Origin of the sequence: Archangium sp. Cb G35 (assembly GCF_001896145.1) — a bacterium.
GTDB classification, from domain to species: Bacteria; Myxococcota; Myxococcia; order Myxococcales; family Myxococcaceae; genus Archangium; species Archangium violaceum.
The window spans coordinates 65087-88472 of the sequence record NZ_MPOI01000006.1; the positions used below are offsets into that span (position 1 = coordinate 65087).

Genomic DNA, 23386 nt, shown 5'->3' on the forward strand with positions numbered 1-23386 from the left:
GTCATGGGCCACGGCGGCGCGCCGTCATTTCGAGCCCTTGCGAGAAACAGCCACGCCGGAAGCGTCCCGAGGGCCGCGCAGCGTCCATGGCGCGAGACCACGCACGCGCATGCCGTTCACCCGTTGACCGTGGGGAAGGCACCCTGACAACGCCCGCGACAGGTCCTCCAGCACGAGGAATCTGTGAGCGATCGGGCAGGCAAAGCGTTGAGTGCCCTACCCTGCCCCGGTCCAACGTCTGCTCCATGCTGCGAGGGGGCTCCGGATTCACCATCTGGAACCCATCTCCTCTTCGCGCATGCTGCTGGCCCTCTTCCTGCTCGCCGCCGTCCCCGCCACCGGTGAAGCCGGAGTGACCTCATCGGCGAGCACCGACTCCGAGCCTGTCGCGGAGTTGACGGTCCCTCCTGCCCCCGAGGTGCGGCTCACCGGTTGGGGCGAGGCGGTGGAGCGGCTTCGGACGCGCTCGGTGGAGTTGCGGACCGCGCTCGCCCAGTTGGAGCTGGCCGGGGCCCAGGGCCGCCTGGCACTCGCGCCCCTGCTGCCCACCGTCAGCGCTTCCCTGTCCCTGCAAGAGCGCCTGGCGGGAGGCGGAGGCTCGCTCGTCGTCGAAGGTGGCGGCGGTGGCGGCATCAACGTGGGTGGCGGCGATGAGGGAGAGTCGAGACCCACCTCGCCCCTGCTCGCACTGCGGGCCAGCGCGAGCCAGTCGCTCCTCAACGTGCCAGCCTGGCAGCAGTTGTCCGCGGCACGGGCCCGGGAGCGCGCGGCGAGTGCCTCCGCGCAGGACACCTGGAGGCTCCTGATACGCGAGCTCGCGCTGGGCCTCGTGTCGGTGGTGGCCGCCGAGCGGGTGGTGGAGCTCAACCAGATGGGCCTCGAACAGGCGAGGGAGAGACACCGGCTCACCCTGGAGGCGGAGCGGCTGGGCTCCGGGCGCAAGCTGGACGCGCTGCGCACGGCGAGGGACCTGGAGGTCGCGCGCGCTGAGTTGCTCTCCAGCGTGGAGTCCCTGCGCCGCGCACGGGCCGGGCTGGGGCTGGCGCTCGGCACGGGCGCGGAGGTGGGACTGGCGCCCGGCTTCCGCCTGGACGGGCTGCGCGACGAGCTGGCCGCGCTGTGCCGCCCGCTCGAGGGAGAATCCCGCGCGGATCTCGTGGCCGCGAACGAGACCCTCCGCGCGGCCGAGCGGGAAGTGGCCGGAGCACGCGCGGCCTACGTGCCCAGACTGGGAGTCCAGAGTTCCCTGACGGCCCTGTCAGTGGACCCGGGGCTTGCGCGTGTGAGCGTGTGGAACATCGCCGCGGTGCTGGAGGTGCCCTTGTGGGACGGGGGCGCGCGGGGAGCCACGGTGCGAGCGGAGCGGGCCAACCGCGAGGTGGCCGGGCAACAGCTCGAGTCGGTGCGGCGGACGCTGGACGTGGAGGTGGAGCAGGCGCGCCGGGGCGTGGCGCTGGCGGAGGCCCTGCGGGTGGCGGCTCGGCGCGCACGGGATGCCGCGGCCCGGACGGATGCCCTCACCCAGGAGTCCTTCCGCGAGGGTGTGGGCACCAGCCTGGAGCTGGTGCAGAGCGCCGAGGAACTGCGCGAGGCGGAACGCACGCTCGCCCTGCGGGAGCTGGACCTGGTGCAGGCGCGCGTGGAGGCGTTGATGGTGGAGGCGGCATGTCCTCTCTGAGGAATGGACGGACCCCGCACCTCGGGCGGACGGTGGGGCTCGCGCTCCTGCTGGTGCTCGGGGCCTGTGCGCGCGAACCGGAAGGCGGACGCCAGGGGGGCCCGGGTGACGGAGGCCAGGGCACGGTGGCCGTGGACGTGAAGGAGGCACGGCGGGGACAACTGCGTACGCCCCTCACGCTCGTGGGCACCACGCAACCGGTGGAGCAGGTGGCGGTCCGCGCGCGTGTGGAGGGTCACCTGGAGCGGCTCACGGTGGACGTGGGCGACGCCGTGAAGGAGGGCCAGGAGCTGGGGCGGCTGAGCACGGCGCTCCTCGACGCGGTGGTGCACCAGACAGAGGCGGGGCTGGCCGAGGCCCGCTCGGAGGTGGCGAGCGCGGAGGCTGGGGTCGCCCAGGCGAGGAGCGAACTCGAGCAGGCGCGGCTCGCGCTGGCCCAGGCGCAGGTGGAAGCACGGCGCTACCAGCGGCTCGCCCAGCGCGGCATCGCCAGCCGGCAGGAGGCGGAGCAACGCGCCACCCAGGCCCGCACCGCACAACAGGCCGTCCGGGCCGCGTCCGGGCAGGTGCGCACACAGCGGAGCCTCGTATCGGCGGCGAAAGCCCGGGTGCGAGCCCAGTCGGCCCTGCTCGCCGCGGCACGAGAGCGCCGCTCCTTCTCCAGCCTGCGCTCGCCGGTGGACGGACACGTGGTGGAGCGGATGCACTCGCTGGGAGACCTGGTGCTGGCCGGCAACGAGGTGCTGCGCGTGGGAGACTTCTCCCAGGTGGAGGTGGTCGTCTCCGTATCCGAGCTGGAGCTCTCGCGGGTGAAGCCCGGACAACGGGTCGCCGTTCGCCTCGATGCCTTCGGAGACACGCCCTTCACCGGCACGGTGGCGCGCGTGTCGCCTCAAGCGGATCCACGGAGCCGGCTGGTGCCCGTGGAGGTGGTGGTGGACAACCCCGAGGGCCGCATTGGCAGCGGACTGCTCGCCCGGGTGCGGCTCGACAATGGGGGCGAGGCCCGGCTGCTGGTGCTCGAATCGGCCCTCCGGGTGGACCAGCCGGGCGGCCCGGGAGGCCTCTCCGGAGCACAGGGCGGCTCTGGCAGCGGCACCGGTGACGGACTCCCGGAGGCCTCACCGGACAAGGGCCGCGTCTTCGTCGTGACGAACGGAGCCGATGGGGGTGGACCCCGGGTAGAGGAGCGGCAGGTGCGCCTGGGCGCGCGTGCCGACGGACAGGTGGAGATCCTCTCCGGGCTGCGGGAAGGCGAGCGGGTGGTGGTCCGCAGCGAGCGGCCCCTGAAACCGGGCACCGAGGTGCGTCCCAGCGCCCTGTCGGACGTGCCCGAGCCGGAAGGTGGCGGCGGAGGTGGCCGTGAGTGAGGGGGCAGGGGCGCCCTCGGAGGGCACGGGAGGGACACCGCGCCAGCGGGGCGGCCTGAGCGCGCTCGCGGTGCGGCGGCCGGTGGGCACCCTGATGCTCGCGGCCACGGTGGTGGTGCTCGGGCTCTTCTTCCTCTTCCGCCTGCCGGTGGATCTGCTCCCCTCCATCACCTACCCGCGCATTGGCGTGCGGGTGGACGCGCCCGGCGTGGCGCCCTCGGTGGCGGTGGAGGAGATCACCCGCCCGCTGGAGCAGGCGCTCGCGGCGACGGAAGGCGTGGTGCAGGTCTACTCACAGACGCGCGAGGGGCAGGTCAGCATCAACCTGTTCTTCCAACCGGGCGGCGACGTGGACCAGGCGCTCAACGACGCCACGGCGGCCGTCAACCGTGCCCGCGGCAACCTGCCGGACACCATCGAGCAGCCGCGCCTCTTCAAGGTGGACCCCTCGCAGCAGCCCGTCGCGGAGTTCGCCCTCACCTCCCCCGGCCTCTCGGGCCGGGCGCTGCGCGTCTTCGCGGACGAGGAACTGGCGCGAGAGCTGGCGGTGGTGCCCGGCGTGGCGGCGGTGGACGTGTCCGGTGGCGCGGTCGAGGAAGTCCAGGTGCGGTTGGACCTGCAGCGGCTGCAATCCTCCCGGCTGGGGCTCGTGGAGGTGCTGCAGGCGCTCGCGTCGGAGAACCAGGACATCTCCGCGGGACGGCTGGAGGGCCGGCGATCCGAGGCGCTCGTGCGCACGGTGGGCCGCTTCCGCGAAGCCTCCGAGCTGGAGCGTCTCACCTTCCTCGTGGACGACGCGCCAGCACCTCGAACCGCTACCGGGACCCCAGCGCCGCCCGTGGCGCCCCAGCAGCGCAAGGTCCTGCTAGGTGACTTCGCCACCGTGGTGGACGGAACCGAGGACCAGCGCGTCTTCGTCACGCTCAACGGCCAGCCCGCGGTGAAGGTGAGCATCCAGAAGCAGCCGGACGCCAACACGGTGGAGGTCGTCGACGCGGTGAAGGCGCGGGTGGAGGAGCTGCGGCGCCGGGGACGGCTTCCGGAGGGCACGGTGCTCACCGCCACGCTGGACGAGTCCGTCTTCATCAAGCGCTCCATCCAGGACGTGGCGGTCTCGGGTCTGGCCGGCGCGGCGCTGGCGAGCGTCATGGTGCTGCTCTTCCTGGGCTCGCTGCGGCAGACCTTCATCGTGGTGCTGTCCATTCCGCTCGGCACGCTGCTGGCGGTGAGCCTGCTGTCGCTCGCGGATGCCTCGCTCAACATTTTCAGCCTCGGCGGGCTGGCGGTGGGCATTGGCGCGGTGGACAGCTGCATCGTGGTGCTGGAGAACATCGTGCGAGGCGTGGAGGAGCGGCGCCGGCGCGACGAGGGCAACGGAAACGGCAACGGCGGTGCGGACACCCTGCCCCTCTCCGAGCTCGTCCCCCTCACCCAGGCGCGCGCCACCGAGCTGGAGTCGGCCCTGGTGGCCTCCACCACGACCAACCTCGTCGCCGTGGTGCCCTTCCTGCTCATCGGCGGCTTCGTGGCGCTGCTCTTCAACGAGCTCATCCTCACGGTGCTTTTCACGGTGGGCGCCTCGCTCGTCACCGCGCTCACGGTCATCCCCTCGCTCGCGGCGCGGCTGCTCGCCATCCGGAAGACGAGTGGCCTGTCCCGCCTGAAGCCGGTGCGCTGGTTCGGCGCCCGGGTGGAGCGCCTCACCCACGGTTACGGAGCGCTCCTCGCGCGTGCGCTGGCCCACCGGCTGGCGGTGCTCGCCTCGGTGTTCGTGGGGCTCGGGCTGCTCGCGGCCCTGGTGCTGCCCTTCCTCTCCACGGAGATCCTCCCGCGCGTGGGCACGGGTCAGGCGCGCCTCGTCGTCCAACTCCCGCCGGGCATTCCGATCGCGGACAACCTGCGGTTGATGAAGCAGGTGGACGAGCTGCTGCTGCGCCAGCCGGAGACGCGCTACGCCTTCACCACGGTGGGCGGCTTCCTCTTCGGCACGGCCACGTCGGAGAACGCACTGCGCTCCTCGAGCACCATCACCCTGAAACCTGGCACGGACGTGCAGGCCTTCGTCTCCCGCGTCAACGCCGAGATGGCGAAGCTCAACCTGGTGGGCATCCGGCTGAGACTGTCGCCGGAGCAGATCCGCGGCCTCATCACCAGCAACTCCCCGGTGCGCGCCGAGGTGGACGTGGTGCTCGAGGGAGAGGATCCCCAGGCCCTGGAGCGGGCGGGACGGCAGGTGGTGGCGGCGCTCGACGAGAAGGCGAAGCTCGCGCGCTTCCGCCCGGACGCGGACCCCGTGCAGCCCGAGGTGCAGGTGCGGAGGGATCCGGAGCGCGCGGGGCTGCTCGGACTGTCCTCCGGAGACATCGGCCAGGCGGTGCAGACGGCGCTGGAGGGCTCCATCGCCACGCAGCTCCAGCGCGGAGAGCGTCTGGTGGACGTGCGGGTAAAGCTGGCGCGCGAGGCACTGCGCACCCGCTCCCAACTCGAGCAGCTTCCACTCGTCTACCAGGGGCAGGCGCCGGTGCGGCTCTCCGAGGTGGCGAGCGTATCCGAGGGCACCACGCCCGCGGAGATCCAACGCATCAACCAGCGGCAGGTGTTCATCATCGCGGGAGACCTGGCGGAGGGAGTGAGCCTCGGGGATGCGCTCGCGGAGACGGAGCGGATCCTCTCCGAGGTCGAGCTGCCGCGCGGCGTGTCGATCATGGAGAGCAACGCGGCCCGGAGCAACCGGGAGCTACAGCGCTCGCTGTTCGTGCTGGGAGCGCTCGCCGTCTTCCTGGTGCTCACCGTGATGGCCGTGCAGTACGACTCACTGGTGGATCCGCTCGTCATCCTCTTCACCATTCCACTGGCGCTGGTGGGAGGAACGGTGGGACTGGTGGTGACGGGCGTGGCCATGGGAGCCACCGCGCTCATTGGCATGGTGATGCTGGTGGGCGTCATCGTCGGCAACGGCATCATCCTGGTGGAGCTGGCCAACCAGCTGCGCGAGGAGTCCCCGGGCCTGTCTCGCCTGGAGGCGATGCACCGCGCGGCCCCCCTGCGCTTGCGCCCCATCCTCATCACCACGTTGCTGGCCACGCTGGGCCTGGTGCCCATCGCGCTCGGATTCGGCGAGGGCACCGAGCTGCTACGCCCGCTCGCGCTCGTCACCCTCTCCGGGCTGAGCGTGGGCACGCTGCTCACGCTCTTCGTTGTGCCGTGCCTCTACGTCAGCCTGCACGCGCTCGTCGCATGGCGCCCCGGGGGGCGGCGGCGGAACACGGGCAGCGGATTGACGTCCCCCCCGGGCCGCCTCGGGCCTTGAGTGGCCCGCCACCTCCCGCCAGACTCGCGCCCGTCCGCCGAGTCCGGGTGGAGGGGAGCCCATGACCTTCGATGACATCCTTCCGTTCCTCGCCAGCGCGTACCGGCGAGGCGTGCTCGTCCCCTTCATCGGCTCGGGAATGAGCATTCCCGCCTGCACGGGCTGGCTGGAGTTCCTCACCCGGCTGGCGGATGCAGCCGGCGTCCCCGTGCCTGATCATCTGAGGAAGGGCGAGCCAGGAGACAAATCGGAACTGTACCGTCTGGCCGACTCGGCGGTGCTCGGACTTGGCGCGCTGGGAGCGGAGAAACGCGCGGAGGCCTATCGCCGCGCGTTGAACGCCGGTGGCAAACGCTCGGGCGACTGCATCATTCCTCTACAGACGCGGGCGCTGGCGCGGAGCAACTGGCCCCTCGTGGTGACCACCAACTACGACGACCTGTATGCGGCGAGCTGGTTGGGGAAGCCGGACGAGACGAACATCCCGGAGGTGCTCGGACGGAGCATCGAGGACTGTCACAAGGTCGTCCGGGCTCTGGATGCGCCCACGCGGCCCATCCTCTGGGCCGTGCAGGGCTTCTTGGGAGGACAGGCGGCCGAGCCCGAGGCGCTCGTCCCCCACTCGCGACGGTGCCTCGAGCTGGCGGGACAGGTGGTTGTTGGCCATCAGCAGTACCAGAACGCCATCAACGCCCATGCGCACTTCCGGCGCGCCTTCGCCGAGGTGCTCCACCGGCGCTCGCTCCTCTTCCTGGGCTCCGGCATCCTCGAGGACTACCTCATCAACCTCTTCGGCGAGATCGCCCACCACTACGGCCCCGGCCCACATCCGCACTTCGCGCTGTTCTCGGAGGACAAGCGGAAGACGCTCGATCCCCGCTTCCTCCAGATGCGGCTCGGCATCATCCCCGTCTTCTATGGGCACTACTCGGAGCTCCCGAGCCTGCTCGACCGTCTGGCCGACACCGTCTCGGGCCCGGGGAGTGCCCCGAGGGCGGGTGCCGCTCAGCCCGTGGGGTGGTTGCCGGACGAGCTGGGCTTCAGCCTGACCGATGGCGCGAAACCGCCGTTCAGCCCGGCCAGGAAGAGACTGCGGCTGAGGTACGCCACGCTGGAGGTTCCCGCCCGGGATGGCGACGAGTGCGTCATTCTCAGCCTCGGCAGGGAGCCGGACAATCAACCCATCCATGGCAGTCAGGCCAGGACGTTCCTCGACGAAGCGCGCCAGGCCGGGCTCATTGCGGAGACGGAGGTCCACCACTGGCGTGCATTCGACGAGGCACCGTCGTATGCCTTCCGGTTCGGCGGCTCGCCCATCTTCGGCGTCGCCGCCCGAGTCCGGAGCCCGGTGGGCATTCCCGCCCCCGGCGAGCCCAGGGACCGCCGGAATCTCAGCATCATCGATGAAGCGGTCTACGTGGCCCTGCGCGCGGCGAATGACGCGGGTTTCCGCCGGGTGCGCCTCGGTCCAGTGGCCGCGGGGCAGTTCCGCCTGTGGAACCCCATCCACCCGTTCGTCCAGACGCTGGTGGGCATCCGCCGGTTCTTCACCGACCATCCCGGCACCGCCATCGAGCAGCTCGACCTCCACGTCTTCACCCCGGCGGTCTGGTTCCCCGTGGTCTCCGGCAAGGTGCCAGTCTCGGAGATCCTCTCCACCGACGTGATGAAGGTGTGGGTCGACGTCCGAACGCCCGAAGGGGTCTCGGAGATCTTCGCGATCACCGCGCGGGGGCCCATGACCGTGAAGAAACTCAAGGAACTCTGCGGGCTGACGCCCGACCGGTGGAGCACGGAGATCATGCCCCGGCCAGGTAAGGAGCCCGCCTCGGCCGAGGACGATCTGCTCGTCGCGCCCACGGCCATCGTCGTCTTCTCGCCCAGGGCCTTGCCCACGGCCTGAGCCCGGAAACACGAAGGCCCCTCCTGGAGTGCCAGGAAGGGCCGCGTGAGGGATTCAACCCGAGGAACCCATACCCTCACCCCGACCCTCTCCCAGGGGGAGAAGGAGGAGCGGCGTGGGAGGAGCGGCGTGGATTACTTCGCCAGCTCGATGAGGGCCGCAGCGCCCATGCCGCCGCCGATGCACATCGTCACCACGCCGTAACGGCCGTTGCGCCGCTTCAGCTCGCGCAGGATGGTGGCCACCAGGCGCGCACCGGACACGCCCAGCGGGTGGCCCAGCGCGATGGCGCCGCCGTTCGGGTTCACCTTGTCCTGGGAGATGCCCAGCTCGCGGATGCAGTGCAGCGCCTGCGCGGCGAAGGCCTCGTTCAGCTCGAAGACGTCGATGTCCTCGACCTTGAGGTTGTTCTTCGCCAGCAGCTTCTTCACCGCGGGCACCGGGCCCACACCCATGATCTCCGGCGGCACGCCGGCCACCTGGTAGTCCAGGAAGTAGCCGAGCGGCTTCACGCCGAGCTGCTGGGCCTTCTCCTCGCTCATCACCACCGCGGCCGCCGCGCCGTCGGTCAGCGGCGACGCGTTACCGGCCGTCACCACGCCCTTCTGGTTGAAGGCGGGGCGGAGCTTGGCCAGGCCCTCCAGCGTGGTGTCCGGACGCAGGATGGTGTCCACCGAGACCGTCACCTGGTGCGCCTTGCCCTCCTCATCGAAGACGGTGGTGGTGACGGGGAAGATCTCCTCCTTGAACTTGCCCTGCTCGCGCGCGGTGGCGGCACGGCGCTGGCTCTCGTAGGCGAACTTGTCCGCGTCCTCGCGCGACACGCTGTAGCGCGAGGCGATGTTCTCCGCGGTGGCGCCCATGGAGGTGTAGACCTCCGGGTACTTCTCCATGATCTCCGGGTTGGCGCTGACCTTGTTGCCACCCATGGGGACCATGGTCATGGACTCGGTGCCACCGGCCACGGCGACCTGCATCATCCCCGCCTTGATGGCCTGCGCCGCCTGGGCAATGGACTGCGTGCCCGACGAGCAGAAGCGGTTGATGGTCATTCCGGGCACGGTGTCCGGCAGGCCAGCCAGCAGGGCGGCGTTGCGCGCCACGTTCATCCCCTGCTCCGCCTCCGGCATGGCACAGCCGAGGATCACGTCCTCGACCTCTTCGGGCTTCAGGCCGGGGACCTGCGCCACGGCCTCCTTGATGGCGAGGGCCGCGAGCGTATCGGGCCGGGTGTCCTTGAACTCTCCCTTGTGCGCGCGGGTGAACGGGGTGCGCACCGCGCTGGCAATCACGACTCGACCGGGCATCTGTCTGTCTCCTCGCCCGGGGAGCGACCCCCGGGCTTCGAAATCTTCAATCAGTGGATGACTTGGAAACTCGCTTAACGCCGCCGCCTCAGTTGCGCAGCGGCTTGCCCTTCTCGAGCATGTGCATCAGCCGGTCCTGCGTCTTCTCCTCGCCGCACAGGCTCAGGAACGCCTCCAGCTCCAGCTCCAGCAGCCGCTCTTCGGTGACGAGCAGCGACGGGCTGGTGTCACCACCGGTGAGCACGCGCGCCAGCTTCTGGGCGATCTTCCGGTCGTGCGCGGACACCTGTCCGTTGAGCTCCATGTCGTAGAGGAGCATGTCGATGGTGGCGTAGCCGCTGGCGCCGGGCAGGCGGAAGCGGGTGGGCCGCGGCGCGCGGAAGCCCGCGTTGGCCATGCCGATGACGCGCTGCTTGGCGTCCGACAGCAGGAAGTCGCGGTTGGCGCTGATGCCGTCGTTGGCGTTGAGGAAGCCCAGCTCGCGAGCCTCTTCGGCGCTGGTGGCCACCTTCGCGGTGCCGATGGCCAGGAACACCTTCTTGATGAAGGGGAAGGCGTCGAAGTCCTTGTCCGCCGAGTACTGGCCGTACACGTTGCGCAACAGCTGCATGGTGCCGCCGCCGCCGGGGATGAGGCCCACGCCCACCTCGACGAGGCCCATGTACAGCTCGGCCGAGGCCTGGATGGCGTTGCCGCCCATGGCCGTCTCGGCGCCGCCGCCGAGCGTCAGGTTGAAGGGCGCCGTCACCACCGGCACCGGGCTGTAGCGCATGCGCTGGTTGGCCGCCTGGAAGCCCGACGCCATGTTGCGGATGGTGTCGAACTCGCCATTCTTCGCGCCCCACAGCAGCGCCATGATGTTGGCGCCCGCCGAGAAGTTCGCCCCATCGTTGCCGATGACCAGGCCGCGGAAGTTCTTCTCCGTCTCGTCCAGGGCCGTGTTCATCATGGCGATGATGTTGTCGTCGATGGAGTTCATCTTCGAGTGGAACTCCAGCAGCGTCACGCCATCGCCCATGTCCCAGAGCGTGGCGCTGTCATTGCCGGTGATCTTCTTGTTGCCGCGCTTGAGGTACTCCACGCGCGACGTGCGGGCGTTCTCCGGCACCACCTTCACGGACTTGGAGGGGATGTCCCAGTAGGTGTCCTTGCCGTTCTCCACGCCGTAGAAGCTCGTGCGGCCCTTGGCGAGCATCTCCTCCACCCAGGGGGCGGCCTTGAGGCCCAGCTCCTTCATGCGCTCCAGGCCCTTCTTCACGCCGTAGGCATCCCAGGTCTCGAAGGGCCCCAGGTCCCAGGCGAAGCCCCAGCGCATGCCGCGGTCGATGTTGACCACGTCATCGGCGATCTCCGGAATCCGGCGGCTGGCGTAGGCGAGCACGTCCAGGGTGATCCGCTCGGCGAACTTCGCGGCCTTGTCCTGGCCGCTCATCACCGTGGCCACGCGCTCGCGCACGTTCTCCACGTCCTTGGCGGCGCCCAGCGACTCGTAGCGCACCTTGTTCTGCGGCCGGTACTCGAGCGTCTTCAGGTCCAGCGCGAGGATGTCCTTGCCGCCCGCGCTCCTGTCCTTCTTGTAGAAGCCGCCGCCGCTCTTGTCGCCGAGCATCCCCTTGGCGACCATCTTCTGGAGGAACTCGGGGATGGCGAAGACGTCACGCTCCTCGTCCTGGGTGAGCGTGTCGTAACAGTTCTTCGCCACGTGGCTGAAGGTGTCCAGGCCCACGATGTCGGCGGTGCGGAACACGGCGGACTTGGGACGGCCCATGGCGGGGCCAAAGATCTTGTCCACCTCCTCGATGGTCAGCTCCGCCTTCTGCATCTCCGAGATGGTGCGCATCATCCCGTAGGTGCCCACGCGGTTGGCGATGAAGTTGGTGGTGTCCTTGCCGTAGACGATGCCCTTGCCGAGCACCTCCTCGCCAAAGCGGTGGACCGTCTTCACCACCTCGGGGTCCGTCTCCGGGCCCGCCACCAGCTCCAGCAGCTTCATGTAGCGGACGGGGTTGAAGAAGTGGGTGACGAGGAAGTTCTTGCGGAAGTCGGCGCCGCGGCCCTCCAGCATGCCCTTGATGGACAGGCCCGAGGTGTTGGAGCTGATGATGGTGCCCTTGCGCGCGTGCTGCTCCACCTTGGCGAACAGGGCCTGCTTGACGGCCATGTCCTCCTTCACCACCTCGATGACCCAGTCACACTCCTCCAGCCGGTGCAGGTCGTCCTCGAAGTTGCCCACCTCGATGGCCGTGAACACCTGCTCGGACACGATGGGGCTGGGCTTCTGCTTGCGCATGTTCGCCAGGGCTCCCTGGGCGAACTTGTTCTTGAAGGCCTTGGAGGCCGTGTCCTCGCCCGGCGCCGCCTTGGGCGGAACGATGTCCAGCAGGAGAGCACGTACGCCCGAGTTGGCCAGGTGCGCGGCGATGCCGCTGCCCATCACGCCCGCGCCCAGAACTGCCACTTTGCGGATCCGCATCGTCATCGAAAGAGGCTCCCGAATTGAAAAAGGGTGGCACCAGACATTGCGCCGGTTGATTCAAAAGTCAACCGGCTCTTGAGGCCCCTGTCACCGGCTGGTGGAGGGTAAGGTGCGAGCCCCCATGGCCCGACCCGACCCGCACTCGTACAACGACGACACTCAACCCGAGACCGAGAGCCTCACCTGGAAGGCGCGCGTGGACTTCCGCACGCGCCGGCTGCACGCCGAGGCCACCCTCAGCCTGAAGGAAGCATCCGCCGGCCCGCTGGACCTGGACACGCGGGAATTGGAGATCCGCTCGGTGGTGGACGCTGAGGGCAAGCCCCTGCCCTACCTGCTGTCGCCGCCCGAGCCCATTCTCGGCAGCCGCCTGAGGGTGGAGCTGCGCCCGGGGACGAAGCAGCTCACCATCCGCTACCGGACGTCCCCGCAGGCGAGCGCGCTGCAGTGGCTGACGCCGGCCCAGACGGCGGGAGGCGAGTACCCGTACCTCTTCAGCCAGTGCCAGGCCATCCACGCACGCTCGGTGATGCCACTCCAGGACACGCCGCGAATCCGCATCCGCTACAAGGCGGAGCTGACGGTGCCCAAGGAGCTCAAGGCGGTGATGGCGGCGGGCTTCGTGGGGCGCGAGGAACAGGGTGTGGAGGCGCTGGAGCGCTACGAGATGCCGCAGCCGATTCCGCCCTACCTGCTGGCCTTCGCGGTGGGGAGGCTGGCGGCGAAGGAGCTGGGCCCGCGCTCGCGCGTGTGGGCCGAGCCCGAGGTGCTGGAGGAGGCGGCCGAGGAGTTCGAGGACGTGGACGCCATGCTGCGCGCGGCGGAGGAGCTCTTCGGCCCGTATGACTGGGAGCGGTTCGATCTGCTGACGATGCCGCCGTCGTTCCCGTACGGAGGCATGGAGAACCCGCGGCTGACGTTCCTGACGCCCTCGCTGCTGGCGGGAGACAAGAGCCTGGTGACGGTGGTGGCGCACGAGCTGGCGCACTCGTGGACGGGCAACCTGGTGACGAACGCAACGGCCGAGCACTTCTGGCTGAACGAGGGGTTCACGGTGTTCGCCGAGCGGCGCATCGTCGAGGCGCTCTACGGGGAGGACGTGTCCAAGCTGCACGCGGCGCTGGGCCGGCGAGTGCTGGAGGACGCGGTCCAGCACTTCAAGGCGCATCCGGAGCTCACCGCGCTGCGCACGCACCTGACGGGCGTGGATCCGGACCAGGCCTTCTCCCAGATTCCCTACGAGAAGGGCTACCTGCTGCTGAGGGCGATTGAGGACGCGGTGGGCCGGCCGGCGTTCGACGCCTTCCTGAAGCGCTACCTGGAGGCGCACCGGTTCCAGGCGCTGACCACCGAGCAGTTCACGGCGTTCGTGGAGAAGCACCTGCCGGGGGCGTTGGCGAAGGTGGACGCGGAGGCCTACCTGAACAAGCCGGGCGTTCCGGGCAGCGCGCCGGTGCCGCGCTCGGAGCGGCTGGAGCGGATGGCGAGCTACAAGAGCAAGGTGCCCACGAAGGACGACGTGAAGGACTGGACGCCGGCGGAGTGGCAGCTCTACCTCCAGTCACTGCCGCAGGGGACGTCGAAGGAGGTGTTCCGGCAGTTGGAGGACCGCTTCCAGCTGACGAAGAGCCAGAACGCGGAGGTGCTGGTGTCGTGGCTGACGGTGTCGTTGCGAGCGGGCTGGGCACCGGCGCTGGGGCGCACGGAGGCCTTCCTGGGCGAGGTGGGACGCATGAAGTACCTCAAGCCGCTGTATGGGGCACTGGCGTCCACGTCCGAGGGCAAGGCATTGGCGCGCAGCCTGTTCAACCGCTACGCCGAGCGCTACCACCCCATCGCCCGGGGTGCGGTCGAGTCCATCCTCAACCGCGCGTAGCCGCGAGGCTCACGGAGGCGGCGGGTTCGATTCCCGCCGCCTCCACTAGAAGTTACCCGCCGCTCCGAGCCGCGCTCCCCTCCTAGCAGGGGGGCGCGGCTTGCTTTTGGGGACCAAATCGGGGCACCTGGGGTCCAAATTCGGACCAAAACGGAGCCCGCGACGTGGGAAACAACAGAGAGTGGACAGGGAAGTGGAAGGGGGGGCGGACCTTCAACGGCAAGGACGGCCGCCCGGTGTTCGTGCTGCGCAAGATGGTTCAGGGACGGGCCTACACCATCCACCTCGACGCCAGCAGCGAGACGGAAGCAGAGGCCGAGCTTGCGCTTTTCATTCGCGACCCTGAGGGCTACAGCACCAAGCGGGAAGCGAGGCAGCAACAGCAGGAGTCCGCCGTTTACGTCAACGCTGAGACCGTGGGCCGATTCCTCGACTCCATGAGGCGCGCGGGCACTACGGATCGCTACGTCGGGAATGTCGGCTTCTACTTGGCGACGTGGGCCGAAGCTCTCGCGGGCCGGGATCTGCGCACCGTCACCCTCCAAGAGCTTCTGCGGGAGTTGGCCCGGCACAAGACGGGCAGGAAGAACCGCATTACCGCGATCAAGTCCTTTGCCTCTTGGCTGCGGGAGCAGGGCGCCCTCGCCCTGGCCGAAGACCCCACCGTCTCCCTCAAGGTGCCCGCTACCCGTCCCGAGAAGGCAGTGCGGGAGAAGGGTTACAGCATCGAGACCACCGAGCGGCTTTATCGGGCGATCAGCGGGTGGGAGTTTACGAACTTCGGGCAGGAGGCGACGCGGCGCACGACGGACGTGCAGGGTGTGCGCGACGTGCTGTGCATCCATGCGAAGACCGGGATGCACGGCACCGAGATCGAACGGCTGGCCAGGGGTGAGGGCAAGGTGGCCGTGTTCAAGGACCAAGGCGAGATCGCCGCAACGGTGACGTTCATCCACAAGAGCGGGAACGTCCACCGTCAGAGCATCGACCGTCAGACCTTGGCGGCTGTGCAGCGGCTACAGGCGCGCGGGGCGGCGCCGGTTGATAGCCATATCCGCCGGGTTGTTGCTCGCGCCTGCAAGACCCTTAGGATCAAGCCGGTGCATTTCGGGGAGTACCGGCACAGCTTCGTTACCTGGGCCTCCGAGTGCGGGCAGGAGGTACGGCCCAGGGCGGGAGGGCTGCCGCTGACTGCGATTGCTGCTGTCGTCGGCCACCACTCCGCAAACACAACCAAGCGTTTTTATGACAACGTGAAGGTGCCCCCGATGATCAAGATTCCGATCAAGCTGGAGCATCCCGACGACCCGGCAGACCTGCCGGTCAGGCTTGCCGAATCAGCTTGAGGATTGCGTCCTTCTCAGCCCGCCCGGTTGATTGCTGGGCGGGTTGCCGCTTGCGCTTGGGGGCAGGCTCGCGGGCGAAGCACTCTTGAAGGGCTTCGAGGCTGTCCAGGGTGATCATGGCGACCTTGCCCACCTTGGGAGCACGCCGCAGCGCCCCCGAGCGCAATAGCTCGAAAATCCGAGAGCGCCCGCAGCCGAGGAGGGCCTGCGCGGCGTCAATCGAGATGGCGCGGGCCGCTTGAACCGGGGCAGCATTGGCGATCCGGTTCTGCATATCTCCGACCATCGCGCGCAGCTTGCACAACTCCGCGTAAATCTCCCGCAGCAGGTGGGGCTCGGCTCCGCTGTCCGGTGCAGGCGGTGGGGTCGGCTGGGTTTCGTCCTGAATGGCCGCCGAATCAAACGGCGACGTGATGCCTTGCGACTTCATGTCCCATATTTTCCCGCGCCATCACAAGCACGGTCAAAGCGTTTCGGGCGTGCTGTCCAGTTAGGGCCAGTTAGGGCTAGTTGCGGATAGGTGCGGGCAGGTTGGCCATGGTTGGGCACCGTTGGCCGTGGTTGGCTAGGCCCGAGCTTCGGCTGCCACGTCGCTAGCGCAACTCCACGGGCCCGAGGCTCGGCTGCTGCCCTGGTGCCTCCAGTGCGCCCGAGCTTCGGCTGCCGCGCCCTGGCTCCACCGCGCCCTGGTGGTCTCCACCGCGCCCGAGCTTCGGCTGCCGTGCCCTGGTGGTCTCCACGGACCCGAGGCTCGGCTGCTGCCCTGGTGGTCTCCCCGGGCCCGAGGCTCGGCTGCTGCCCTACTAGCCCATCCACCGCGCCGCTGGTGCGCTCCACCGGCCCCAGGTTCGCGCCGTGGCTGCCGCTCTACTGGCGTGGGAATGGCGCTGCGTCCTGGCCCCGCCCCCGAGATTTGGCCGACGTACCTGGCACCCTCCACCCGCGCCCGAGGTTCGTGCCGTGGCTACCGCTGTGCCCGAGGGGTGCGCCGCGTTGGGGCTGCTCCGCTGCGCCTGAGCTGGAGTCATACCGGGGCCTCATCCATGGGCCCCACGAATCGGCCGCAGTGCCCCTGGCGCCCTCCAGAGCGCACCGCGCCCGAGGTTCGCGCCGTGTCTGCTGCCGCGCCCAAGCCTGGGCTGCCGCGCTACTCGCGGCCTCCACAGGCCGGACGCTGGGGTCGCGCAGTGCCTGCCGCTGCGCCCTGGTGGGCTACACTGTGCCCGAGCTTCGGCTGCCGCGCCCTGGCGGCCACCATGCCCGAGCTTCGGCGGCGGGTGCGCTGGCGTCCTCTACGGTGCTCTGGCGTCGTCCGCTGTGCCCGTGCCCGAGGTTCGGCTGCTGCGCCCCAGTGCGCTCCACCGCGCCACTGATCCGGCCAGCCCAGTGCATCGAACCCGGTTGCACCGCAGCACGACGCGGGAGGATGATGATCTCGGTGCGGGCATCCATCCTCACAAAATTCCAACGGAGCCACCCTTGCCGCTACCTACTGACTATGCCGCCTTTCTTGGCGAATTTCACTCAGCGAAATTTGAGAAGTTGCTTCCTGCTCAGGCTTACGTTCTAGAGAAGTATGCGGCGTCGTTTGCCCAGGAATCAGACCTCGCGATTCAGTTGCCCACGGGAGCTGGGAAAACGCTGATCGCGCTCCTCATTGCTGAAGCTTGGCGTCGTGAGGGGAGGAGCGCAGCTATCCTGTCTGCGAACAAGACTCTTGCTCGGCAGATGGAAAAGGAAGCCAAGCTATTGGGCATGCCCGCAGTGCTCATGGAGGGAAGCGGGCAAGATATACCGGCGGCACATAAGCGCGCCTTCCACCGGCACGCCGCAGTAGCCGTTATGAATTACTGGGTCTACTTCAACCAGAAGCCTGCAATCGATCCTGCCGACCTAATTATCATGGACGATGCACATCTGGCCGAACACTGCTTGCATTCGCTCTATTCGGTTGAGATCAATAGGTTCAAACATCAGGAACTATTCGCAACCATCGCGACGGAGCTAGCATCCCGGTTCCCAGAGTATCCGGCACTTGTTGATGCTGCTGCATCGGGCAAGTCAGACGATGCATCAGGCATGTCAAGCGACACGTCTGCCGAACTCCTCTCGTTCATTTCTCAAGCTGATATTTTGTCAAGACTTGTAGAAATCATTGAGTCCTCACCGAGTCTCCAAAACGACACGGACCTAAAGTTTCGCTGGAGGCGACTACGTAACCACGTCGGCGATTTCAACTTTTACGTGAGCGGTACGGCCATATGGCTTCGGCCGTATGTTTACCCCTTGTCCACCACTCAGTATTATTCCCAGGCTCAGCAAGTCATTTACCTGAGCGCAACAATTGGAGATCCAAGCGACCTTCGGCGGCGTCTTGGTGGGCGGGCGATCAAGTCAATGCCTGTTCCCAAAGAGCACTCAGAGGTGACTTCTGGTCGTCGCCTCATTGTCATGAATCGACTCGCGGACAAAGAGGACATCCCAAAGCGCATGCAGATATTGCTTCTTGCGGCGCTGACGAAACATCCGAAGAGTCTTTGGTTGTGCTCAAGCGAGGCTGAGGCGACACGGGCTCGAACTGCTGTGTCTGAATGGCTTAACAAAAACGGCTTGGTTCATCCAAGCTGGGTGCTTACGCCGCTTGGCGATGAAATTGACAAGTTCAAATCCTCTGCGATTGGGCACCTCTTTGTGGCAGGGCGTTTTGATGGCATGGATTTCAAGGGTGACGAGTGCCGACTCGTGGTCCTGCTTACCCTTCCCAAGGCTATCAATCTCCAAGAGGAATTCATAACCAGTTACCTGCGCGACTCCGACTTCATGAGGCGAAGACTGAACCAGCGCATTGTGCAAGCTCTGGGGCGCTGCAACCGAGCGAAGGATGATTATGCACTGTATCTCCTAGCCGATCAGCGTTTCCCGACACACTTCGGGCACGACGCAAATCTGGTGGGGCTTCCTTCGAATATCGTCGGGGAGTTGGATATGGCGCAGGATTTGGCTGATGCTGAAGAGGCAGAGTTGGTCGAATTAGTGACAAACTTTATGTCCGGACAGTTTTCTAAGTTCGACTCGCTCGCAAAAAATTACGAAGGGCCAACATTGGCGAGCAAACCCCTTCAGACTGCGCCCGACACAAGCGAGGACGAGACCCTGGGCTGGAATGCTTTGTATCCAAGTCAAAACTATGGCCTAGCCGCAGATCATTTTGAGCGTTGCTGGGACAAGATGCGACCGATTGTCAATACTGAAATTGGCGCACTCCATGGATGGCAATGGGCCAAGTCGCTCTACTCGCAACACTTACAGGGGGATCGTGCGGCGCGAACCAAGTTTATCCAAGTGTTGCAGGATGCCTTGGGCAAGGGGCAAAAGAGTTCATGGTTTAATCGTCAGCGTGCTGCGCTCAATAGGTATTTGGCGGACGCCGTTGCTGCGAGCGAGGCATTGCAGGAGGAGTACCCGAACGCAATTATTCGGGCGTTTGATGAATTGCTTGAGAAGGTGGGGGTCAAGGGCGAGAAGTTCCAAAAATACTGCGAGAAGATTTCATCAAACCTCGTCTCTGATGATCACTCCCTCTTTCAGGATGGATTGGAGGCGCTAGGGCGGCTCCTTGGTTTTACAGCGACTAGGCCAAAGTATAGCGCCGCCACGGACTGCCGATGGCGCGGCTCATTTGGAGCCGCCAAAGAGGCGTATACGTTCGAGGCGAAGATAGAAAATAAAGAGACGAGCGCCCTGAGTGCAACTGATATAGGTCAGGCGCATATCCAGCTTGCGCGCGCGGCAACTGAGTTGTCAAACATGGGATTCGCAGTGCACGGCACGCTAGTAACCCATCTAAAGTCGTTTCACTCCGGGGCTCAAGGCTCGCTTGGGGCAATCAGAGTCATTGAGAAGCAGGCTGTCTTCGAGTTGTGGAAGGTCGTGCAAGGAATTCTTGTCAAGTACAGGGCGCATTGGTCGCTTGAGGATATTCCTGCGCGCCTTGCTGCTGCTGAGGGCATAAGGAGCCGACTCCCTAGGGCTGGGTGGTTGGCACGGGCGCTTGAGTTGTCGGAAACGTTTGTTGGTAGCGCCGTGCTCTTGTCTGAGTGGAAAACGGCAGACTCCGGAAGTGCGTCGCCTCACTCCTAAAAGGCTTGGAGATGTTTCTAGTACTACAGCAGTAGATCGCTCCCCGGGCCCAACATGTTGCGCTTCCCCGCTAGCGGGGACCACAATACCTGCGCTGATTGGGGCGAAGCACTGCTGTAGTACTAGCACCCACCACCGCGCCCGAGCTTCGCACCGGGCCCCGTGACTACCACTGCCCGAGGATCGCGCCGCCCCGTGTCTGCCGCTGCGCTGGTGGCGCCTTCCACCGTGCCCAAGGTTCGCGCCGCGCCTTGGCGCCGCTGCCGCCGCCCTGGTGCCCTCCACCGCGCCCGAGGCCCGACTGCCGCGCCCTGGGCGCCTCCACCGCGCCGCTGATGCGCGCCACGGGCCCGAGGCTCGGCTGCCGATGCGCTGGCGCCCTCCACCGCGCCCTGGTGCCCTCCACGGGCCCGAGCTTCGGCTGCCGCGCCCTGGTGGTCTCCACCGGGCCCGAGGCTCGGCTGCCGATGCGCTGGCGCCCTCCACCGCACCCGAGGTTCGGCTGCCGCGCCCTGACGCCGCTGGCGCTGCTCCACCGCGCCCGAGGCTCGCGCCGTGTCTGCTGCCGCGCCCTGGTGCCATCCACCGCGCCCGAGCGTCGGCTTGCCGCTCCCAGGTGCCATCCCCCGCGCCGCTGACGCGCTCCACCGCGCCGCTGGTGGCCTCCAAGGGCCCGAGGCTCGGCTGCCGGGCCCTGATGCCGCTCGCGCCCTGGTCCGGCCCGAGCTTAGGCTGCCGCGCTGCTGGTGCCCTCCCGGGCCCGAGGTTTGCGCCGTGTCTGCTTTCGCGCCCTAGTGGGCTCCCCTGGTCCGAGCTTCGCACCCTGACTCCAAACCGCGCCCGAGCGTCGGCTGCCCTGGTGCCGCTGGTGGCCTCCATCGGCCCGTGCTTCGGCTACCGCGCCCCGGGGCCTCCACCGCGCCGCCGATGCGCTCCACGGGCCCGAGGTTTGCGCCGCGCCCTGGTGCCGCTGCCGCTGCACTGGGGCTGCTGCCGCTCCACCGCGCCCGAGGCGCGGCTGCTCCTGCTGCGGGTGGCTCTACCGCGCCCAAGGTTCGCGCCGTGGCTGCCGCTCCACTGGTGCGGGAATGGCGCCGCGTCCTGGCTCCGCCCCCGAGCTTGGGCCGGCGTACCTGGCGCCCTCCACCCGCGCCCAATGTTCGCGCCGTGGCTGCCGCTGTGAACGAGGTGTGCGCCGCGTTGGGGCTCCTCCGCTGAGCCTGAGCTGGAGCCATACCGGGGCCCTATCGGGCCCTATCCATGAGTCCCACGAATCAGCCGCGGTGCCCCTGGCGCCCTCCACGGAGCACGGCGCCCGAGGTTCGGCTGCTGGTGCGCTGGTGGCCAGCAGTGCGCCCGAGCTTCGCGCCTTGGTGCCGCTGCCGCCGTGTCTGCCCCTGCCGCCGCTGCTGGCGTGCTCTACCGGCCCGAGGTTCGCGCCCTGGTGGCGCCGTCCACTGCGCCGCTGGTGGGCCAGCACCGCGCCCGAGGTTTGCGCCGCCGGTGCCATCCACCGCGCCCGTGCCCAAGTGGGCCACCATGCCCAAGGGTCGCGCCGCGCCCTGGTGACTTCCACCGCGCCCGAGCTTCGGCTGCCGTGTGCTGGTGGGCGCCACCGCGCCCGAGCTTCGGCTGCCGCGCCCCGTTTGCCTCCACCGCGCCGCTGGCGCCATCCACCGCCACCGCACCCAGGTGGGCCACCATGCCCAAGGGTCGCGCCGCGCCCTGGTGGGCTCCACCGCCCGAGGAGCGCCGCCGCGCCGCGTCTGCCGCTGCGCCGCTGGCGCCCTCCATGCGCCCGAGCTTCGGCTGCCGCGCCCTCCCGGGGGGCGCGCCGTGGTGGCGGCCACCGCGCCCGAGGTTTGCGCCGCTGGCGGGCCTCCACTGGCCCGAGATTCGCGCCGCACCCTGGCGCCGCCGCCGCGCCGCTGGTGGATCTGCCGCGCCCTGATGGTCCCCCGCCACCATGCCCGACCTTCGCGCCGTGTCTGCCGCCGCACCCTGGCGCCACCACCGCGCCCGAGCTTCGGCTGCCGCGCCCCGTTTGCCTCCACCGCGCCGCTGATGCGCTCCAGCGGCCCGAGGTTTGCGCCGCGCCCGGGTGCCCTTGCCGAATCGCTGGCGCCCTCCACCGTGCCCTGGTGGCCTGCATAGTGCCTAAGCTTCGCGCCCTGGCGAGCTCCACCGGCCCGAGGCTCGGCTGCTGCGTTGCTGGCGCCTTCCACCGGGTCCGAGGTTTGCGCCGTGTCTGCTGCTGCGCCGCTGGTGCCCGCCACCGCGCCCGCGCTTCGGCTGCCGCGTCCTGGTTGGGCTTTCACCGGCCCGAGATTCGCGCCAGCCCTGGCCGCCCCACCACGCCCGAGGTTCGCGCCGCTGATGCGCTCCTCCGCCCCGCGCTTCGGCTGCTGCACCGCTGGCGCCCTCCACCGCCCGAGCGCCGCGCCCTGGCTGCCGCTGCGCCGTGATGCCCACCGTTGGCCCGAGGCGCGGCTGCCGCGCTGCTGGCGCCCTCCACCGGACCGAGCTTCGGCGGTCCCCTGGTGGACTACACCGCGCCCGAGGTTCGCGCCGTGTCCGCTGCCGCGCCCGAGCTTCGCGCCGCCCCCGGTGCCCTCGCCGCGTCGCTGGCGCCCTTCGCCGCGCCCGAGCTTCGCGCCGCGCCGCGTCTGCCGTTGCGCCGCTGCCGCGATCCACCGGACCGAGGTTCGGCTGCCGCGCTGCTGGCGCACCACCGCGCCCGAGGTTTGCGCCGCTGGCGCCCTTCGCCGCGCCTTGGTGGCGTCCACCGCGCCCGAGGTTCGGCTGCCGCGCCCGTCGCGCCCCTAGTGCGCTCCACCGGCCCGAGGTTCGCGCCGCGTACTGGTGCGCACCACCGGCCCGAGTGCCGCGCCCTGGCGCCGTCCACCGCGCCGCTGATGCCCGCCGCTGGCCCGAGGCTCGGCTGCCGCGCTGCTGGCGCCCTCCACCGGGCCCGAGCCTCGGTTGCCGCCCCCTGGTGGCCTGCACCGCGTCCGGGTGCGCTCCACGGGCCCGAGGCTCGGCTGCCTGCCCTGGTCGTCTCCACTGCCCCCGGGGCTCGGCTGCCGTGCCTCTCTGCGCCCGAGCTTCGGCTGCCGCGCCCTGGGAGCCTCCACCGCGCCCGAGCTTCGGCTGCTGCCCTGGTGGGTTCCGCCGCGCCCGAGCTTCGGCTGCCGTGCCCTAGTGGGCTCCACCGCGCCCTGGTGGCTACCACGGGCCCGAGCTTCGGCTGCCGCGCCGCTGGGGCGCTCCACCGGGCCCTGATGTCGACCACCGGGCCCGAGCTTCGGCTGCCGCGCCGCTTGCGCCCTCCGCTGCGCCCAAGGCTCGCGCCGCTCCCGGCTGCCGTTGCGCTGCGCTGGGGGGCGCTGCTGGCGCCCCACCACGCATGAGGTGCGCGCCGCGCCATGGCTGCCGCGCCCTGGTGGCCTCCACCGCGCCGAGCTTCGGCTGCCGCTGCGCTGGGGCGCTGCCGCGCCTGGGGTTGCGCCGCGCCCCGGTGCTCCCGCCGCGCCCCGGTGCTCCCGCCGCGCCCGAGGTTCGCGCCGTGCCCTGGCGCCCTTGTCGTGTCGCTGGCGCCCTCCACCGCGCCCTGGTGGCCTCCCCACCGGCCCGGGCTTCGGGCATTTTGATACGGGCCGGGGGGGCCGCCGTGGCTGCCACCGGCCCGAGCTTCGGCTGCCGCGCCCGGGCGCCTCCACCGCGCCGCTGATGCGCTCGCGCCGCTGATGCGCTCCACGGGTCAGAGGCTCGCGCCGCGTCCGCTGCCGCGCCGCTGGCGCCCTCCACCGCGCCCGGGGCTCGGCTGCCGCGTCCCTGGTGGAACCGCTGCGCCCTGGTGCCGCTGCGGCGCTGCTGGTGGCTCTAGCCTGCCCGAGGTTTGCGCCGTGCCCTGGTTCCCTGGTGCCCTCCACCGGCCCGAGCTTCGGCTGCCGCTGCGCTGGTGATCTCCACCATGCCCG

11 protein-coding genes are annotated in these 23386 nt (G+C 68.9%); 7 read left to right on the forward strand and 4 right to left on the reverse strand.

The window, feature by feature from the left end:
- Positions 1 to 298 precede the first annotated feature (298 nt).
- The 4 genes from BO221_RS19095 (at position 299) to BO221_RS19110 (ending at position 8261) form a co-directional block, all read left to right on the forward strand.
- Positions 299 to 1678 (forward strand): TolC family protein, encoded by a 1380-nt coding sequence (locus tag BO221_RS19095; RefSeq protein ID WP_073561923.1) that lies wholly within the window; start codon positions 299 to 301, stop codon positions 1676 to 1678.
- On the forward strand, positions 1666 to 3048 hold the full coding sequence (locus tag BO221_RS19100; RefSeq protein WP_073561924.1) for an efflux RND transporter periplasmic adaptor subunit: 1383 nt from the start codon (positions 1666 to 1668) through the stop codon (positions 3046 to 3048). The genes BO221_RS19095 and BO221_RS19100 overlap by 13 nt, the downstream gene beginning before the upstream one ends.
- Positions 3041 to 6358, forward strand: a complete 3318-nt coding sequence (locus tag BO221_RS19105) for an efflux RND transporter permease subunit (RefSeq protein WP_198956143.1) — start codon at positions 3041 to 3043, stop codon at positions 6356 to 6358. The genes BO221_RS19100 and BO221_RS19105 overlap by 8 nt, the downstream gene beginning before the upstream one ends.
- Before the next feature lie 61 nt (positions 6359 to 6419).
- On the forward strand, positions 6420 to 8261 hold the full coding sequence (locus tag BO221_RS19110) for an SIR2 family protein (protein ID WP_073561926.1): 1842 nt from the start codon (positions 6420 to 6422) through the stop codon (positions 8259 to 8261).
- A gap of 134 nt (positions 8262 to 8395) precedes the next feature.
- Here BO221_RS19110 and BO221_RS19115 read toward each other — a convergent pair whose 3' ends face one another.
- Both BO221_RS19115 and BO221_RS19120 read right to left on the reverse strand, forming a co-directional pair.
- Positions 8396 to 9568 carry a thiolase family protein gene (locus BO221_RS19115; RefSeq protein ID WP_073561927.1) on the reverse strand — a complete coding sequence of 391 codons (1173 nt, stop codon included), beginning with the start codon at positions 9566 to 9568 and terminating at the stop codon, positions 8396 to 8398.
- A gap of 88 nt (positions 9569 to 9656) precedes the next feature.
- On the reverse strand, positions 9657 to 12047 hold the full coding sequence (locus BO221_RS19120) for a 3-hydroxyacyl-CoA dehydrogenase/enoyl-CoA hydratase family protein (protein ID WP_073561928.1): 2391 nt from the start codon (positions 12045 to 12047) through the stop codon (positions 9657 to 9659).
- A 118-nt stretch (positions 12048 to 12165) separates the two neighbouring features.
- Between BO221_RS19120 and BO221_RS19125 the strand changes: the two genes are divergently transcribed.
- Together BO221_RS19125 and BO221_RS19130 are read left to right on the forward strand one after the other, a co-directional pair.
- A complete protein-coding gene (locus tag BO221_RS19125; RefSeq protein WP_073561929.1) occupies positions 12166 to 13920 on the forward strand; it encodes a M1 family metallopeptidase in 1755 nt (584 codons plus the stop codon).
- Positions 13921 to 14084: 164 nt separating this feature from the next.
- Entirely contained in the window at positions 14085 to 15266 is a 1182-nt protein-coding gene (locus tag BO221_RS19130) for a site-specific integrase (protein WP_143195546.1), read from the forward strand.
- Here BO221_RS19130 and BO221_RS19135 read toward each other — a convergent pair.
- A complete protein-coding gene (locus BO221_RS19135) occupies positions 15244 to 15696 on the reverse strand; it encodes a hypothetical protein (protein ID WP_073561931.1) in 453 nt (150 codons plus the stop codon). The two genes, BO221_RS19130 and BO221_RS19135, sit on opposite strands and share 23 nt — an antisense overlap.
- Positions 15697 to 16589: 893 nt before the next feature.
- On the opposite strand from BO221_RS19135, the gene BO221_RS19140 reads away from it, so the two are divergent.
- The gene (locus BO221_RS19140; protein ID WP_143195547.1) at positions 16590 to 19406 is read left to right on the forward strand and encodes a DEAD/DEAH box helicase family protein; all 2817 of its coding nucleotides are present in this window, start codon (positions 16590 to 16592) and stop codon (positions 19404 to 19406) included.
- Between the two features lie 166 nt (positions 19407 to 19572).
- Here the strand turns inward: BO221_RS19140 and BO221_RS53820 are convergent, their stop codons facing one another.
- Complete coding sequence (locus tag BO221_RS53820) at positions 19573 to 19992, reverse strand: hypothetical protein (protein ID WP_143195548.1); 420 nt, start codon at positions 19990 to 19992, stop codon at positions 19573 to 19575.
- Positions 19993 to 23386 lie beyond the last annotated feature (3394 nt).

Excerpts from the sequence above, each read along its gene's own strand:
- BO221_RS19095 (WP_073561923.1), top strand. The coding sequence starts at position 299 with ATGCTGCTGGCCCTCTTCCTGCTCGCCGCCGTCCCCGCCACCGGTGAA.
- BO221_RS19100 (WP_073561924.1), top strand. The coding sequence starts at position 1,666 with ATGTCCTCTCTGAGGAATGGACGGACCCCGCACCTCGGGCGGACGGTG.
- BO221_RS19110 (WP_073561926.1), top strand. The coding sequence starts at position 6,420 with ATGACCTTCGATGACATCCTTCCGTTCCTCGCCAGCGCGTACCGGCGA.
- BO221_RS19115 (WP_073561927.1), bottom strand. The coding sequence starts at position 9,568 with ATGCCCGGTCGAGTCGTGATTGCCAGCGCGGTGCGCACCCCGTTCACC.
- BO221_RS19120 (WP_073561928.1), bottom strand. The coding sequence starts at position 12,047 with ATGACGATGCGGATCCGCAAAGTGGCAGTTCTGGGCGCGGGCGTGATG.
- BO221_RS19125 (WP_073561929.1), top strand. The coding sequence starts at position 12,166 with ATGGCCCGACCCGACCCGCACTCGTACAACGACGACACTCAACCCGAG.
- BO221_RS19135 (WP_073561931.1), bottom strand. The coding sequence starts at position 15,696 with ATGAAGTCGCAAGGCATCACGTCGCCGTTTGATTCGGCGGCCATTCAG.